The 15,249-nt window shown below is 44.6% G+C and carries 13 protein-coding genes; 4 read left to right on the top strand and 9 right to left on the bottom strand.

Going from position 1 to position 15,249, the window contains the following annotated elements; translation table 11 throughout:
* Positions 1-38 precede the first annotated feature (38 nt).
* Positions 39-302, top strand: coding sequence for a hypothetical protein (locus U5O15_10280; GenBank protein ID MDZ7861029.1), 264 nt, complete (start codon positions 39-41; stop codon positions 300-302).
* 162 nt (positions 303-464) lie between these two features.
* Entirely contained in the window at positions 465-953 is a 489-nt protein-coding gene (locus tag U5O15_10275) for a YfcE family phosphodiesterase (protein MDZ7861028.1), read from the top strand.
* Positions 954-960: 7 nt separating this feature from the next.
* Here U5O15_10275 and U5O15_10270 read toward each other — a convergent pair whose 3' ends face one another.
* Entirely contained in the window at positions 961-1,914 is a 954-nt protein-coding gene (locus U5O15_10270) for a PfkB family carbohydrate kinase (protein MDZ7861027.1), read from the bottom strand.
* A gap of 248 nt (positions 1,915-2,162) precedes the next feature.
* On the opposite strand from U5O15_10270, the gene U5O15_10265 reads away from it, so the two are divergent.
* On the top strand, positions 2,163-2,678 hold the full coding sequence (locus U5O15_10265; protein MDZ7861026.1) for an NUDIX domain-containing protein: 516 nt from the start codon (positions 2,163-2,165) through the stop codon (positions 2,676-2,678).
* Here the strand turns inward: U5O15_10265 and U5O15_10260 are convergent.
* The 7 genes from U5O15_10260 to U5O15_10230 all read right to left on the bottom strand — a co-directional run bounded on the left by U5O15_10260 (position 2,675) and on the right by U5O15_10230 (position 11,370).
* The gene (locus U5O15_10260; GenBank protein ID MDZ7861025.1) at positions 2,675-3,709 is read right to left on the bottom strand and encodes a hypothetical protein; all 1,035 of its coding nucleotides are present in this window, start codon (positions 3,707-3,709) and stop codon (positions 2,675-2,677) included. The two genes, U5O15_10265 and U5O15_10260, sit on opposite strands and share 4 nt — an antisense overlap.
* Before the next feature lie 56 nt (positions 3,710-3,765).
* Positions 3,766-4,656 carry an ABC transporter permease gene (locus U5O15_10255; protein ID MDZ7861024.1) on the bottom strand — a complete coding sequence of 297 codons (891 nt, stop codon included), beginning with the start codon at positions 4,654-4,656 and terminating at the stop codon, positions 3,766-3,768.
* Positions 4,657-4,683: 27 nt separating this feature from the next.
* Positions 4,684-5,673: an ABC transporter permease gene (locus U5O15_10250; GenBank protein ID MDZ7861023.1), complete on the bottom strand. Its 990-nt coding sequence runs from the start codon at positions 5,671-5,673 to the stop codon at positions 4,684-4,686.
* A 52-nt stretch (positions 5,674-5,725) separates the two neighbouring features.
* Positions 5,726-7,177, bottom strand: coding sequence for an MBL fold metallo-hydrolase (locus tag U5O15_10245; GenBank protein MDZ7861022.1), 1,452 nt, complete (start codon positions 7,175-7,177; stop codon positions 5,726-5,728).
* A gap of 15 nt (positions 7,178-7,192) precedes the next feature.
* Positions 7,193-8,845: a peptide ABC transporter substrate-binding protein gene (locus U5O15_10240; GenBank protein ID MDZ7861021.1), complete on the bottom strand. Its 1,653-nt coding sequence runs from the start codon at positions 8,843-8,845 to the stop codon at positions 7,193-7,195.
* 240 nt (positions 8,846-9,085) lie between these two features.
* On the bottom strand, positions 9,086-9,892 hold the full coding sequence (gene ccsA, locus U5O15_10235) for a cytochrome c biogenesis protein CcsA (GenBank protein MDZ7861020.1): 807 nt from the start codon (positions 9,890-9,892) through the stop codon (positions 9,086-9,088).
* A 2-nt stretch (positions 9,893-9,894) separates the two neighbouring features.
* On the bottom strand, positions 9,895-11,370 hold the full coding sequence (locus tag U5O15_10230; GenBank protein MDZ7861019.1) for a cytochrome c biogenesis protein ResB: 1,476 nt from the start codon (positions 11,368-11,370) through the stop codon (positions 9,895-9,897).
* Between the two features lie 132 nt (positions 11,371-11,502).
* On the opposite strand from U5O15_10230, the gene U5O15_10225 reads away from it, so the two are divergent.
* Positions 11,503-13,236 carry a hypothetical protein gene (locus U5O15_10225; protein MDZ7861018.1) on the top strand — a complete coding sequence of 578 codons (1,734 nt, stop codon included), beginning with the start codon at positions 11,503-11,505 and terminating at the stop codon, positions 13,234-13,236.
* A 15-nt stretch (positions 13,237-13,251) separates the two neighbouring features.
* Here U5O15_10225 and U5O15_10220 read toward each other — a convergent pair whose 3' ends face one another.
* The gene (locus U5O15_10220; GenBank protein ID MDZ7861017.1) at positions 13,252-14,862 is read right to left on the bottom strand and encodes an amidohydrolase; all 1,611 of its coding nucleotides are present in this window, start codon (positions 14,860-14,862) and stop codon (positions 13,252-13,254) included.
* Positions 14,863-15,249 lie beyond the last annotated feature (387 nt).

Genomic DNA, 15,249 nt, shown 5'->3' with positions numbered 1-15,249 from the left:
CCACGCCAATATCATAGATACAATATTATAAATGTTACATGAAAAAAATATGTAATGTCAAAAATATATTTGGGTGGAGTTTCTCCAATTTTTACATATTCTTTGTATATCCGGCTATTGGTATTGTCAAAAACGCCGTCTATTTCCCCTGCGAGGAAATAGCGTCTCCCGCTCTCAGACTCGCTCTTTCCCATTTCCTTAAAGGAAATGGGAAAACCATGCCCGCTCGTCTTCCGAGAGGGTTTTGCAATACCAATAGCCGGATAGAAACTAAATATAAATTCCCTTATCATTATGGGTAATTACTCGATAGTTATGCCGTTACTAAAATATTGCCCGGATTTTCAGAGGGAACTCCAATATTTATATTTTGGAGTTTCTCCAATACTGTAACGCAAATTAGCTTTCCCTTATAATGATACTGTGATAAGCTTATTTTAAGCATTAAATAGAGAGGTTAAATCATGAAAATAGCCGTGATGAGCGACACTCACGATAATACAGCAAACATTGATAAGGCCGTAACCGAAATAAACAGCTCAGGGGCGGAAAAACTTCTGCACTGCGGCGATCTCTGCTCGCCATTTGTGATTAAATCTCTCTCTCAGTTCAACGGCTCAGTTGATATTGTATTCGGGAATAATGAGGGAGACCGTTTTACAATAAGCAGAACGGCAGCGGAGTTTCCCAATATTACTCTGCATGGAGATATTGCTTTTCTGAAAATCGGCAGTATAGATATCGCGGTCACACACAGGCCTGAATTCGCGAGGGGACTGGCATCTACGGGTGAATACGCCGCAGTTTTCTTCGGTCATACACACAGACGCGAGAATTCAAGGATAAACGACACGTGGCTGATCAACCCGGGTGAGATTCTAGGTTTGGAGGAAAATCCCTCCTGGCTGTCATTCAACACAGATGATTGCGGCTTCAAATATCATGATATTTAGCGGTTATTTATTCTGATATCTCGAACTTTAGTCCCGGTTTTGTCTCTGAAAGATACTCTATCGTCTTCTCAATATCACATATCCCCTCTCTGCCGCCAAGCTTTCTGCACTTCAGAGCCGCGACGGCGTTTGAAAATACGCACATCCTGTAGAGGTCCCATCCCTGCAGTACCGCGAAAAGGAAGGCTCCGTGAAAGACGTCTCCGGCTCCGGTCGTATCAACAACATCCACATTGAATCCTTCAACACTGATCAAACCGTCAGCATCAAGAGCGACACAGCCGTTTTCGCCAAGTGTGACTACGGAAGCCTCAGGGCCGTATGAATGAAGAATATCGAGAGCTTCCTTCACGCTGCCACCGCGAGAGATCTGATCCGCGAAAACCTCACTCGCTATTATATAATCACAGAGAGGAAGCAGTTCTGTCACTCCGTCTCGAAGTGTGCCGGCGTCGATTACAACCGGGATTCCCTTTTTCCCCGCTATTTCCGCGGCATAAGCCGCGGCTTGAGGCTCCAGGCTGTCTATAAGCAGAATGTCGGCTGACAGTATAAGATCGGTATCAACCTGCTCCTCTTTTATAAACGGCAGAGATCCCCTTGTCCATAATATCGTCCTGTCACCCGTCACTTCATCCACCATAATGAACGCGAACTGAGATTCTTTTCCCCTCACAATAATGACAGATGAAACGTCAACCCGTTCTTTCCGCATTTCATCAAGTATCCTGCGGCCGAAAGAATCATCACCGACAATACCGATAAAGGAAGTATTAAGTCCCAGCCTGCTCGCTGTAACAGCCGCGGTGGCCGCAGGGCCTCCTCCCTGGATATCAAACTCCTTAAGCCGCATCTTCCTGTTCTCGACAGGGAATGACGGTATTACACCCAGATAATCGAGAGCTGAATAGCCCAGAGCAACCGCCTTATATCCTTTTTCCGTATTATTTTCCTTCTTCATCTAATTATTACACTCTTATTGTAATGAACTGACCCCGAATATGTTGTAATCATTACTACATTATAACAGGCCTTAGAGACATGAAAGGAAAACTTGCGTATCCGGGGTGAAATGTAAAAACTGAATATATTCAAACTTGCGTCAGCGCTGGTAAAAAGTACATTTTTAGATGATTATTATACTTTAAACCGGCTTGCAAGCCTCCCCGGCTATTGTTATCTTGTGAGAAATGAAAGCGGGTAGATAAAATGCAGGACCGTATGATATTCTGTCCTTACTGCGGAAACAGACTTACATCTAAAAAGAATGAGGGAAGAACACGTTTATACTGCAAACCGGGGGAGAGATATGTATATCAAAACCCCATTCCGGCGGCTACGGGGCTGATATTTGATGAAAATGGAAGAATACTGTTAGTTTTAAGAGCCAGAAATCCGGGAAAGAACAAATGGTGTCTTCCCGGAGGATTTGTAGAAACAGACGAGGCTCCTGTAAAAGCGGCAAAAAGGGAAGTATTTGAAGAAACTTCGATTATCGCCTCTAAACCTGCTCTGATAGATATTGAATTTCAGGAAAGCATTTTCTATAAAACATCCATTATGATTATCGGTTACCATTTTGCTGAATATTCCGGAGAACTTACAGCAGGAGACGATGCTGAAAACGCCGGATTCTTTGCTCCGGAGGACCTTCCGAAATTAGCCTTCACAAGTCATATGAAATTAATAGAAAAGTTTATCAGGGCAAAGGTAGATTCTTCCTAAAGGCGGTAAGATTCAAGTTCGCTGTCTCTTATCGGCGCAACCCTGAAGATCAGCTTCTCATCCTTTCTCCTCGCGATAATCTCGACCTCAGACGAATATTTCGCGTCGCTGTATCTTGCCGTAACAGAAGCAATCTTTTCGAGTTCTTTCCGGTCTGAACTCCCCTGGACCAACACCGTGGGTCCCGGCACGTCTGCCGCGAAAAGAAGCCAACCGTAATTCCATTTTTCCTCGATATATTCATTCTCGTGTTCATCTCTTCCAACCACAATTTTCAATTTTTCATTCAGGCGGAAATGCCTCCCTACAGAGAGCAGAACAATATCTTCAGTCCTTAAGCGCGCACTCTTTTCATGACTCAAAAAATCTTTAAGTCTCAGCGAATAATTTTCGTCAGTCAGGATACAGCCTCCGGCGGGCTCGGGATAATCCGCGGCGCCGAATTCAGCAGCGAGAGCTATCTGCCGTTTTCTTGAACGGCCCTGAATACTCTCGAGGTTCTCTCTTTTAACCCAGCCTCTTTTTTCCACTTCAGTTTCCGCCATGACTTTAGCGGATAAGGGGCGAAGCAGTAATCCTTCCAGACCGCTTCTAACCGCGATAAGGTCTATCGCCTTTTTACGCTGTGACATAGGCCTTTGCCCTACAACTTCTCCGGTAAAGACAAAGTCAGCTCCGATCTCTTTCATAAGCTCGGCCGCTTCCTTAAGAAAAAATATCTTGCAGTCAATACACGGGTTGCAGTTTTTGCCGTATCCGTATTTCGGCTCCAGCATGACCTGAAGAAATTCCTCTGTAGCATCTTTTATTTTAACATCTATCCCGAACAGCTTGCTCATATCAGCTTTTTTCCCGCGGAGCCATTCTTTCTCGTCAGTGGTTACATCTGATCTAACACGCATAGTTTCCTGATCAAACCCGTTAATAATATGAAATCCGACAAGATCGACATTCTGTCTTTTCATTATTTCGACAGCGATTATGCTATCCAGCCCCCCCGAAACAAGCCCTATAGCTTTTGCCTTTTTCATACCGCCACAATACCTCTCAGCAGAATTTACTGTTTACGTACGATTGGAAACTATAATTAATCTCTTGAATAGGCAAGTGTGTTTTTTAAACCTTTTCCCAACAGGTTAAAACAAAGGCATGTCACGAAAATCATAAACCCCGGAACGATTGCGGCCATTGGGGCTGTCCTGAGAACGCTTCTCGCGCTGTCAAGCATGTTCCCCCAGGTGGGAACCGGAGGCTGAACTCCATATCCCAGGAAACTGAGCGCGCTTTCGATCAGCATGACATTCGCGAATCCTATGGTAGCTGAAACAGCTATTGATGATGCTACGTGGGGAAGAATATGTTTCAAGGCGACTATCCAACCGCGTTCGCCTACGGTAAAAGATGCTTCGACAAATCCCCTCTCCTTTATTGATTTAATCTGGACTCTAACGATACGCGCCGTCTCCATCCATGAGACAGAACCTATAACAAAAGGGATTACAATCAATCCGCCGGAAAAAGCGGAAGCGGCGACAAGAAGTACAAGAAAAACCGGTATCGAAAGAAAAACGTCAACTATAGCCGTTACAAAGTGATCTATCGGTCCCCCGAAAAAACCGGCGAGCGATCCTAATACAACCCCTATCAGAGTCGCGACGGTAATCGACCCCAGAGCGACAAAGAGGGAAAACCGCGCTCCGTATATTAATCTCGTAAATGTATCTCTCCCCAGAAGATCTGTTCCGAGTAAATGAACGGCTGACGGAGAACCTGAAATGTTTTGCAGATCAATTTCATCCCTCCCGTAAGTCGACAGGAAAGGGGCCAGCAGCGATACAATCGAAATAAGAATTATATAAATAAGAGCAACTACAGCAACCCTGTTTGACATAAACCGCTTAAAAAACCCTTCTTTCCCGCTTTGAACCGGCAGTTTAGCGGGATCAATCTTCCATAGTTTTTGTTTATCCTTTCTCATCGGCACCCTCTTATTAAATTATTATCTTCAAGGATTGCGATCTGCGGAGTATGACTTTTTCATACCGGTCTGGCTTCTTGGATCGAGAATTACACATATAAAATCGCCTATAATATTGAATATAATTATGCAGAGAGAAGCTATTACTACAATACCAAGAACTCTCGTATAGTCGTGTCTCTGAAGCCCTTCATAAAAGAGTCTCCCCATTCCGGGCCAGGAAAATACAGTTTCTGTAATTACAGCCCCGGTAAAGAGAGTAGAAACGCGCATAGAAACAGCGGCTACTGTCGGCAGCAGGGCGTTACGCATCGCGTGTTTAAATATAACCTTTTCTCTTCTCAACCCCTTTGCTTTAGCGGTTTGAATAAAACTTCCGCTTAAAGCCTCAATAAATCCTTCCCTGATATATTGACTCCACATTGAAAAATAAGCAAACGCGAGTACCGAAGCGGGCAAAACGAGATGCGACAGATGATCCTTCAAAGAAAAAGTTTCCCCGACGCTGACACGGCCGGCCGAAGGTAAAACCCCGAATTTTATTGAAAAAACAAGTATCGCCATCAGCCCGAACCAGAAAACAGGGATTGACATACCCGCTACTGAAATTACGGAAAATAATTGATCCGCGAAGCGCCCCCTGTTAAGAGCGGAAATAATTCCGAAGAGTAAACTTGCCAGAACCGCTATAATAAAAGCCGTGCCCATAAGCTCCAGCGTTGCCGGCAAACGCTCAATTATCATTTCAGAGACAGGCCTGCCGGTTATATAGCTCTTTCCAAAATCAAGCTGCAAAAAGGTCGATTTGAACCAGCGCAGATACTGAACCGGAAGAGGTCTATTGAGCCCCAGATTTTCTTTAGCCCTGACGACATCCTCCTCTGTCATGCGGGGACTCTTCGAAAATATACCCACGGGACCGCCCGGCGCAATGTGAAGCAAGCTGAATATCAATATAGAAATAAGAATTACCAGCGGAACAGCCCGCGTAATTCTAAATAACAGATATTTCTTCATATCTATCCCTGCTTCCTCCCTTACTTATAGAGCACCGCGGCGGAATTAACTATTAATTTCCACTCAGCGTGACATTTTCCCCCAAGCGGGGAATGTATGCTTCCACGCCAAACTTATTACTTATCTTTTCCGCGAGAACACTTGACTGATCATATTCTCCATGTACGAGAAACACCTTCCTGACTCCCTTTATGTTCTTGACCCATTCTAAGAGTCCGCTCTGATCAGCATGTCCGGAAAAACAATGAAACTCCTTTATCCGGATCAGCGGTGAAACCCATTCTTTCCTGTTCTTGCCACTCCCCCAATAACTTACCAGAACCCTTTCCTCGCCTTCAACGAGTCTTCTTCCCAGGGAACCCGGAGGCTGCCACCCCACAATACACAACAAATTCTTATCGTCGCCGAACATCTTCATCAGGTGCCTGGGAGATGACGCGTGCTCAAGGTCGCCGCTCGATGACACGAAGATTGACGGCCTGTGGATTCTGTCATGAACTACGATAGAGGAAGAACTGCCTGTTTCCCTGAATCCGGGCTTACTCAAGATCGCGTCTCCGTAAAAAGTGTTCGCCCACCCGCTGAGTTGGCCGGGGAAATTACGATATATAGATGTTATTCTTTCCGCCGTCGGACTGTCGGCGTATACGATTGTTCCCGAAGGGATTACTCCTTTGTCAATATACCAGTCTATAACGGCTGTAACATTCTGAGTTCTTCCAAGTGTAAAAGCCGGAATAAGAACATCGCCGCCGCCTCTTAAGGCATTTCCAACAGATTCAGCAAAACCCCTGTGTCTCTCAATCGGTATATCACCCTCGTAATCCTTTTTTACGGCGCCGTAAGTTGATTCCATGACCACAAAATCAGCCTCTCTGCACCTCCCAAGAGGGGGAGTAAGGACTGAATTCCCGCTTCCGAGATCACCGGAGAAGACAATCTTCACCGTATCTTCGGGCTGTATAATGGATATTTCGATAAAAGCCGCGCCAAGCAGATGCCCGGCCCTTCTGAATCTGAATGATACATCTTTTAATCTTTTTTCGTCTCTGAAGTTTACTGCTTCTAATCCCTCCAGGGCTCTCGCGTAATCCTCCCCCGCAACCCTCTTTTCTTTGAAGTTCCTGGACATTTCAAGCATAACCGGAACAATTTCCGCCGTCGGAGAAGTACAGAAAACTTTCCCCCTGAACCCGCCGGCGTAAAGCTCCGGCAGTCTTCCGCAGTGATCGCTGTGCGCGTGTGTTAAAAGCAGAAAGGATATATCTTCAGGGTGGGCGGGTATAATATCGTTCCCGGTGCTTCCAAATGTCCCGCAATCCACAAGGAATCTCGTCTCTCCGGTATCAACAAGATAGCATGAACCTCCAACTTCTCCCGCGCCCCCGCAGAAACGCAAAGCGGGATAATTATCAGAGCCGACCATCACCCCTGATATTTTCAGAAAAGATATTGCCGCTGTAACTGTCAGCGCCGCTAACAGTAATTTGAATCGGTTATTCATCCTGTTCCCTTTTATCTATTTATCGAGCCGCCACATATTCGCGTTCCAACTGTCACCCGACTGAGTAGGGTTCGGCCTGTAATTTTTCAACGCTTCCGGCATCGCGTCCACCTGAGTGATCCATAGAAGAGGTATTATAGGAACTTCCCGCGCGAGTATCTTTAATATTTCGGAATAAAGTATCTTTCTCCTCTCGAAAGAAATAGCGCTGCTTCCCACAGAGAGAAGATCTGTCAGGGCGGCATTCTTAAAATATGAATAATTCTGACCTGCAGGGGGGAGAAAATCAGCCGAATAACTGGTTTCCTTCGTTGACGGATCCGGAGGAGCCATAAAAGCGTAAAGAGCCATATCATATTTGCCCCCGCTGAGGATACCGCCATCATCAAATCCGGCAAACAGGACACTTGGATGATAATTCTTTATCTCGAGATTCACCCCTATCTCGCCAAGTTGTTTATTAAGCACAAGTTGTGTGCGTCTTCTGTTCACTCTTCCCGTCACTGTCGAGATTTCAAACTTCAATTCGCGTTTGCCTTTTTCCCTCACACCGTCTCCGTCGCTGTCTCTCCAGCCGGCTTTTCTAAGAAGCTCTCTGGCAAGCTCGGGATTATAACCGTTAAATTCTCTGCCAAAACCCGTGTGGAACGGAGAATCGGGGTGCTCATCACTATAAGCCGGCAGCCATATTCCGTTATAGATTTTATTAGATATCTCTTCTCTGTCAATCGCCAGCGAAAGAGCTCTTCTCACGCGGCTGTCATCTAATGGATACCTGCTGCAGTTTAAATCGATGTGTTCAAGAAACAAAGCGGGTGTTTTATAAATTTTTATTTTTTTAATCTCTGAAACTATCTCAAGAAGGGCGTTTGGAACATTGTCGGCGCCCATTATCTCACCGCTCTCGAGCTGAAACATAAGTGAATTCCCGTCGAGTATAAATTTTATTATAATCCTGTCCAGATACGGCCCCTCGCCGTAATAATCTCTGTTTGCTTTGAACATCATGTGCGAACCGGATTCCCATTCCTCGAAGATAAATGGTCCGCTTCCCACTGGATCTTTATGAAAGTCCGCGCTCGTAAAATCGGAACTTTGAAATTCTTTAAGCAGATGCCGGGGCAGAACAGATTCATCATAAAAACAGTCACCGACGAAATTTGTATATACTTCACTCAAGTGGAAAACTACAGTATGAGAATCAGGGGTATCGACACTTTCAATAATATCCCAGCCCTGTCTTGTACTGACGTTTATTTCGGGATTTCTCATAATGTCGCAAGTGAATCTTACGTCTGCTGATGTAACAGGTCTGCCGTCGTGCCAGAACGCGTTCTCTTTGAGATGATAGGTGTATGTAAGATAATCTTCTGAAATTCCACCGTTCTTTACTGTTGGAATCTCCGTTATCAAATCAGGCACCAGCTCCATACTGTCATTATGCTTTACGAATTTACTGAAAATCAGATTACATAGATAAATCCCTGAAAACATACTGCTTATTGATTCATTCAATATCTCCGGCTCCTGCTGCATTCCTATAACCAGCGTGCCGCCGGATTTATCAGGATTTTTGTCTTTACTCCCCGGATCATCTTTGTCCGCGCATCCGGATAACAATATAAATATAGATAGAATATATATTAAAAGGGTTTTGATGCGCCTCATTATCCTCTCCAGTTATTATTGTTCATCTCTGAGCACCTGTGAAATTTCACCGCGGCGTATGTTTCGTTGAAATAAACGATTTTCTTAATAAATGAATGCTTACTATCCGCATGAATACAAAGCATTTAACATGCCAGAACTAAAGGCCCCAAGGCTTTCATTACAGTTAGAAAACGGTTAACCCCGGGGGAAATATCAATTAGAATATCTCAGCAATTATCATAAGCTCAGAATCCCTTGTTATATATAAGCATGGAGCCCGCCCAGAAAGAGAGTTCCCAGAAATGAAATTATAATAATCAGAAATCCCGCTATAGACAGTATCGCGAGCCGGCGGCCCCGCCACCTTCCTCTGCTCTGCTGATGAAGCAAAAGTGTGTAAAACAACCATACAACGAGAGCTCCCGTTTCCTTTGGATCCCAACTCCAGAAACTTCCCCACGCCTTCCAGGCCCACAGCGATCCGGCAAAGAGAGCTCCGATGGTAAAGAGGGGATATCCAATCCTGATCGATTTGATTATAAGCCCCTCTACAGCCTCGCGGTTTTTAAAATCAATCCCTTTTCTCACTGAACCGAAGAGATAATAAACACCGGCGCCCGCGGCGGTAAAAAAAGCCCCCTCAGCAAGAGCCGCTAAGGTAATATGAATATAAAGCCAATAGCTTTGAAGCGCCGGCATCATATGCTTTGATCCTTCCTTTGGAAGAAAGGCCGCGATCACCATCACAATTATTATGACCGGGGATATAACAAGTCCTGAAATCATGAGGCCGTATTTTGAAATAACCACAAAAAATGAAACAGCAATAAACCAGGAAAGCAATAGAGAATATTCGAACATCGTAGCAAGCGGAAGGTGGCCTGTAAGCCGATACCTTTCTATAATGCCCCCGGTATGCAGGGCGATGGCGGCAAAAAAAACAATTGCCGCTATCTTTCCAAGCAGCCTTTTTTTTACTCCGAAAAAGATTACAAAAAGAAGGAATGAGGCAAGATAGACCCAGAAGGCAATCCAGAATAATGAAATATCAAGGGTAGTTTGCATTTCTAAAATTCCTCCTCGGCGTTATCAATTATACAACCGCGTAATATCCCGCTTAGATCCTTTTTCATTCGGCTGATTTGACGGCTATCCATTTTCCCTCCGCCTTCCGCTTCGATTATGATCGACAAACCTTTTCCATCCAGCTTTATCTTTATCAGCCGATAGCTCGTGCCGAAGAGGAAAAGAAGCCCGACGGCCGCGACTGCTATCCCGGTGACTATGAAAATCGTCCCGGGGTTTGAACTTATCTGCAATCCCGTGTAGTAAACCGGCTCTATATAACTTAACGAAAACTCTGCCGGAAGATCAAAATCCGAATTAAAGGACGGATGTTTCAGAAAAAGCCATCCCGACTTACGCCCGAAAGGCCCTTTGACCTCTATATTTACAGCCGGATTATTCATTCTCCTGCTGGCGTTATACACCTCAGCCCCTTTTCTGAAATCGGGTTTATAATCCTTCACCTTTACTGTCCAATCTTCTGATTTTAGACTTATTTCTTCACCGGGTCTTACGGTAATCGATTCCTCCCTCCGCTTTTCATTGAACCGGCATTTTATAAGCGCCCATGAAAATTCTTCAGTATCTATATAATAGGAACTCTGATAAATATCATACCCGCTGTAACGCGCGGGATCATTAACCTCTAATCTCTCGGAACCCACACTGTCCCCTTCAACGTCAAGAAAAGAAAGATCGGTTATATATTTACTTACTTGCCCCGTATTCGTATGGATAATTTTGAACCTGTCAACCCGTATGGAAAGAGGGCTGTCATAAAGATTGAGGACATCACCTTTTCTGCCGTACATTATCTCTTTGTTACCCTTAAAACTCCCTATCATCCCACCGATTGTAATAACGAGCAGGGCGATGTGAAAAAGCAAATTCCCCGGATAATGCCACCGCCCTCTCAACGCGGAAAAGAGTATGCTCTCATCTGTTTCCCTTGATTTAACACGATACCCCCCGCCTTTAAGATAACCGGCTATCTTCGAGTAAACTGGTGATATCCTCTTCGCCCCTATTTCCACTTCCCTGCCGAATTCTTTTTCATAATAACCTAATATGTCTCCTCTTTGAGGGTCCTTACGGGCTAAATCAGTCCACTTAATCAAAACGGCGGCTTTCCGCCCCGCAAACTCATCCGCAGAGGCGGGAGGAGAGAAATTGAAAGAGTTCACAATCAATCCCTTCCAACCCGTAATAACACATAGGGTCAGCGACAGGGTAAAGAAAGCAAGAACTCCACGGTACCAGAAAGAATGGAAAGGGTCATAAAGCCTTAAATAACTAACCAGATTGAATGTAAAATCCCCCCATCTGAGCCTGTAGGCTTCTTCATTAAAATTAATATCTCTAGGAATAACTTCAGTGCAGATCCAGCCCGCGGCGCTCGCCGCGGTCAGAACTATAATAACCAGAACCGCCGCGCGGCCACTTATCAAACCTTTCCGCTTTTCTCTATTAAAGATCATAATAAATTAAACACCCGAATTCTATAAACCTGTTTACAGACTTCCTGAAAGGAATTATATACATATATAGAGCAGGTAGGCAACAAAAGTATGAAGAATCCGGATGATCGGGAAAATACAATGCTATCGGCAGTGAACGAAAAAAGATTTCTGCTTAATCGACTTATAATTATTATCACAGCGGTATTAATTCTCTTTGCCGGATGTGAGAAGGATAATAAGTCAAGCGGAAATTCAAAGAGATATCGCGAAATAAAGAATAATTCAACTGAATTATACTTCAGACTCCATCCCCTGCGGAGTTCCAGAATCGGAATTCAGCGCGCCGACTCCGCTCTATTTACCTTCTCAGAAGAAGAGTTGTCCGAAGCGGAAGAAAATATCACTTCTATCCTGGACAACCTGTCTAATCTGACTACAGAAGGATTGACAGAAGAGGAGATCGACAACTCGGTATTAATCCTCAACTGGCTTTACGGAGAAAGATTCGCTCTGAACAGGCTTTCTTATCACAAGAACAACCCTGTTATTTACTGCTGGATGATCAATGAAACCCTATGGGGAATTCCTTCGAGGCTGAGCCCGCCGGAGGATAATGAGATGGAAAATTACAGAAAACGGCTTATGAAGATCCCCCGGCTCCTGAGTACCGCCAAAGAGACTATAGACAAACCGTCACAACTTCATACTAAAATTTCACGTAATATGGTAAAAGATATTTTGAGCGAATTCGACAACCTCAAAGCTCTAGTCTCAACACGTTATGAGAGAGGCTTTAACGAGCTTGATTCAACTCTTAAATATATAGAGGATTTTCAGAAGTATATTAACGAAGACCTCTCGGAAAGGTCATACGGCAAAATGATCCTCGGTTTAGAAAATATCACAAAGATTTTTGACTATGATGAGCAGATTTTATCCAATCCAAATATGATTATAGAAAGAGTTGAAAAGAAAACACAAAAGCTCCTGTCAAGCAGAAGGTCTCTCAAAATCATGATCGACCGGGAATCCGAGGATAAAAAGCCCGGCGAATCAGAAATTCCGATAGACAAAATAAGTAAATCCCGGATACTGGAAATGATAGGAGAAATAAACAAAGATATATCCTTTTCCGGCGCGGGTTTCAGCCAGTCACCGCGTGAAATGCCGGAAGTAATCTTCACGGATAATCCGGGACGATTCGCCTTCTACATAAAAAACCCATATCTGTCGATACCATACCCTCAGAAATTTCCCGTTGTTTGGATACCGCCCCCTCTCAACTCCCCACCCCCAAGAAATGGGCACCTTTTAGTGTCTATGAACAGATTGAAAGAATCAGCTGACTATCTCCCGGACCACCTGAGCGGCGAATCATTCGCGGTTTTCTCCATAATAAGAGCCCTGTCGGATAAAAATATATCTTCAGAGTATCTCTTTACCGGAGATACCCTGAGGACACTCCTATGCAGCGAAACCTACAGATTAGGGTTACTCTTTAATAGCATAGATAACACACTTAAACGATATACAGAAAGAAATCTACAAATGCGCCTGCATCTTATTAATGCCCGTATGCTTGATTTAGCTGGAGCGATGACCGTTTTTAAACTCCACAGCGGAAATTATTCCAAGAAGATGGCAAGAGATTTTTTCATGGAAAGATGCGGATTCGACAAGAAGGAATCTACATACCGCGTTGAAAGTCTTCTTATCTCGCCCGCGGCAGCTTACCCGGGTATTACGAGAATTCTGCTGAATAATATCAATGACAGATTAAAAAGCTCTGATGACATAAAACTAAGAAGAATGGGCGCTTTTGAATTTCTAAAATCAAATCCCCCTCTTCCAATCTCACTTCTGAACAATAAGTATTTAAACTGAGCTTCGCAAAACGGATTAAAAGGGCCAATCAGCTGAATTATGAACAATATTGCCGTTTTGAACTGTTCCCAGAACCGCGGTCATAGGTATTTCCTCGACTGGCATCTCCAGGATATTATCAGAAATAATAATAAAATCGGCGAACTTCCCGGCTTTCAGAGAACCCAGAAGATCTTCCCTGAACGAGGCGTAAGCGGCGTTCAGAGTGAAAGACTCTAAGGCTTCCGGGAGACTCAATCTGCGGTCGCAATCACCGCCCGCCTTTGATCTTTTCCCCTTCCTTATCCGACAGGTAACAGCGGAATATATTCCTCTAAAAGGATTTATCGATTCAACCGGCATATCCGATCCTCCGGCGATCCTGCAGCCGCTTGAAACCAGGCTTTTCCAGGGATATGCTCCGGCGAGGCGTTCGAATCCAATCCTGCTTTCCGCCCACGGCATATCCGAGCTGCAGTGGACAAACTGCATAGAAGGTATAAGCGATAAAGCGTGAAAACGGTCAATATCCTCGGGAGCTATAATCTGCGCGTGTTCTATCCTGTGCCTTCTACCCGCAACGGGTGAAAAGAGATTTACTTTTTCGAATATATCAAGGACAACGCGGTTGGCTCTGTCACCTATAGCATGAACGGCCGCCTGCAAACCGGCCCTTTGGCATGAAAGAATCTTCTCTGAGAGAGTTTCCGGATCTTCTGTAAGAATCCCCCTGTTGCCTTTGTCATCTGAATAATCCTCGAGAAGAGCGGCACTGCGGGCGCCAAGTGAACCATCGGTGAAGAATTTTACACCTTGCACGGAGAAATTTTCATCCCCTCCTTCGGGCAGAAGATCGTTATCAGCAATATTATCAAAATCAATCTTATCTTCGAGATAGTATCCGTAAAGACGAAACGGGAATCTCCGCTGTTCTTGGAGCTCTCTGTAAACGGCGGCTGATTCCGGATTAACACTCATATCATGTACGCAGGTTACTCCCGCTGCCAGACAATCATTAACAGCCTCCCCGACAAGTTCTTTCTCTTTCTCCGGAGTTATCCGGGGGATAATCCTCCTTATTATATCCGCGGCCTTGTCGATCAATAATCCGGTCGGCCTTCCCGCGGGATCCCTCTTAATCTCTCCGCCTGCCGGATCCGCCGCGGCGCTCTCTATAGACCCTTTCCCTAGAGCTGCCGAATTAACTAGCGCTGCATGCCCGCAAACCCTCTCTAAAAATACGGGGTTCTCCGGAAAGATCTTGTCAAGTTTTCCAATAACAGATCCGTTAAACCCCCGCATTCTATTCTGATCCCATCCTCTTCCGACTATCCATTCACCTTTCTTGCAATTATCCGCTCTTTCTTTTATCAGGCTTAGAGCCTGACCGAATGAATTCATATCACTCAAATCGAGAAGGTTTTTTGCCATGGCGTAGCTGAACAGATGTGTATGAGCATCTATCAGCCCTGGGATTACTGTTTTCCCTTCAAGATCGTACCTTTCGGCTGACTTTTCCGCCAGCGAGAGCATATCTTCGGAATTTCCAACACGGGAAATCTTATTCCCCTCAACCAGTAAAGCCTCAGCCCGCGGGCAGCCCGAATCCATTGTTATTATTCTGCCATTATAAAATACTTTTTTCATATATCACTCACCTTGGATTATTATCTACCAAATGATCTTATTTATAAAGGAAGATTATTCTACCGATAGAATACTCTATTAATGAATATTTGCTGAAAGAGTAATTTTTCTCCGGGAGTTTGCTCAAAAATTTAGCAATAAATCCACTAAGTTATGTAATGGGTATCAGTTACAAGAATAACCAGCTGGAATAAGTCGGTCAACGTTACTTAAGGCGGATGATTGATATTTTCAAAACCCTCCGGAGGGCGAGCGGGCAAGGATTTCTGGCCCGAAGGGGCAGAAAGAGCGAGCCCGAGGCGGGAGTGGCGATTACCTCGCCGGGGAAATCGACCACGATTTTGAAAATATCAATCATCCGCATACTGTTACAAATCACCCTCTACC

Source organism: Candidatus Krumholzibacteriota bacterium (genome assembly GCA_034520215.1).
Classification (GTDB): Bacteria; Krumholzibacteriota; Krumholzibacteriia; order Krumholzibacteriales; family WJIX01; genus JAGHBT01.
Note: the sequence above shows the minus strand (reverse complement) of the source record. Positions and strands in the feature narration are given on the sequence as shown.

What these genes read in the sequence shown, in the direction of transcription:
- ccsA (MDZ7861020.1), bottom strand. Translation starts at nt 9,892, where the DNA reads ATGCAAACTACCCTTGATATTTCATTATTCTGGATTGCCTTCTGGGTC.
- U5O15_10280 (MDZ7861029.1), top strand. Translation starts at nt 39, where the DNA reads ATGAAAAAAATATGTAATGTCAAAAATATATTTGGGTGGAGTTTCTCC.
- U5O15_10265 (MDZ7861026.1), top strand. Translation starts at nt 2,163, where the DNA reads ATGCAGGACCGTATGATATTCTGTCCTTACTGCGGAAACAGACTTACA.
- U5O15_10230 (MDZ7861019.1), bottom strand. Translation starts at nt 11,370, where the DNA reads ATGATCTTTAATAGAGAAAAGCGGAAAGGTTTGATAAGTGGCCGCGCG.
- U5O15_10260 (MDZ7861025.1), bottom strand. Translation starts at nt 3,709, where the DNA reads ATGAAAAAGGCAAAAGCTATAGGGCTTGTTTCGGGGGGGCTGGATAGC.
- U5O15_10220 (MDZ7861017.1), bottom strand. Translation starts at nt 14,862, where the DNA reads ATGAAAAAAGTATTTTATAATGGCAGAATAATAACAATGGATTCGGGC.
- U5O15_10250 (MDZ7861023.1), bottom strand. Translation starts at nt 5,673, where the DNA reads ATGAAGAAATATCTGTTATTTAGAATTACGCGGGCTGTTCCGCTGGTA.
- U5O15_10240 (MDZ7861021.1), bottom strand. Translation starts at nt 8,845, where the DNA reads ATGAGGCGCATCAAAACCCTTTTAATATATATTCTATCTATATTTATA.
- U5O15_10275 (MDZ7861028.1), top strand. Translation starts at nt 465, where the DNA reads ATGAAAATAGCCGTGATGAGCGACACTCACGATAATACAGCAAACATT.
- U5O15_10245 (MDZ7861022.1), bottom strand. Translation starts at nt 7,177, where the DNA reads ATGAATAACCGATTCAAATTACTGTTAGCGGCGCTGACAGTTACAGCG.
- U5O15_10255 (MDZ7861024.1), bottom strand. Translation starts at nt 4,656, where the DNA reads ATGAGAAAGGATAAACAAAAACTATGGAAGATTGATCCCGCTAAACTG.
- U5O15_10270 (MDZ7861027.1), bottom strand. Translation starts at nt 1,914, where the DNA reads ATGAAGAAGGAAAATAATACGGAAAAAGGATATAAGGCGGTTGCTCTG.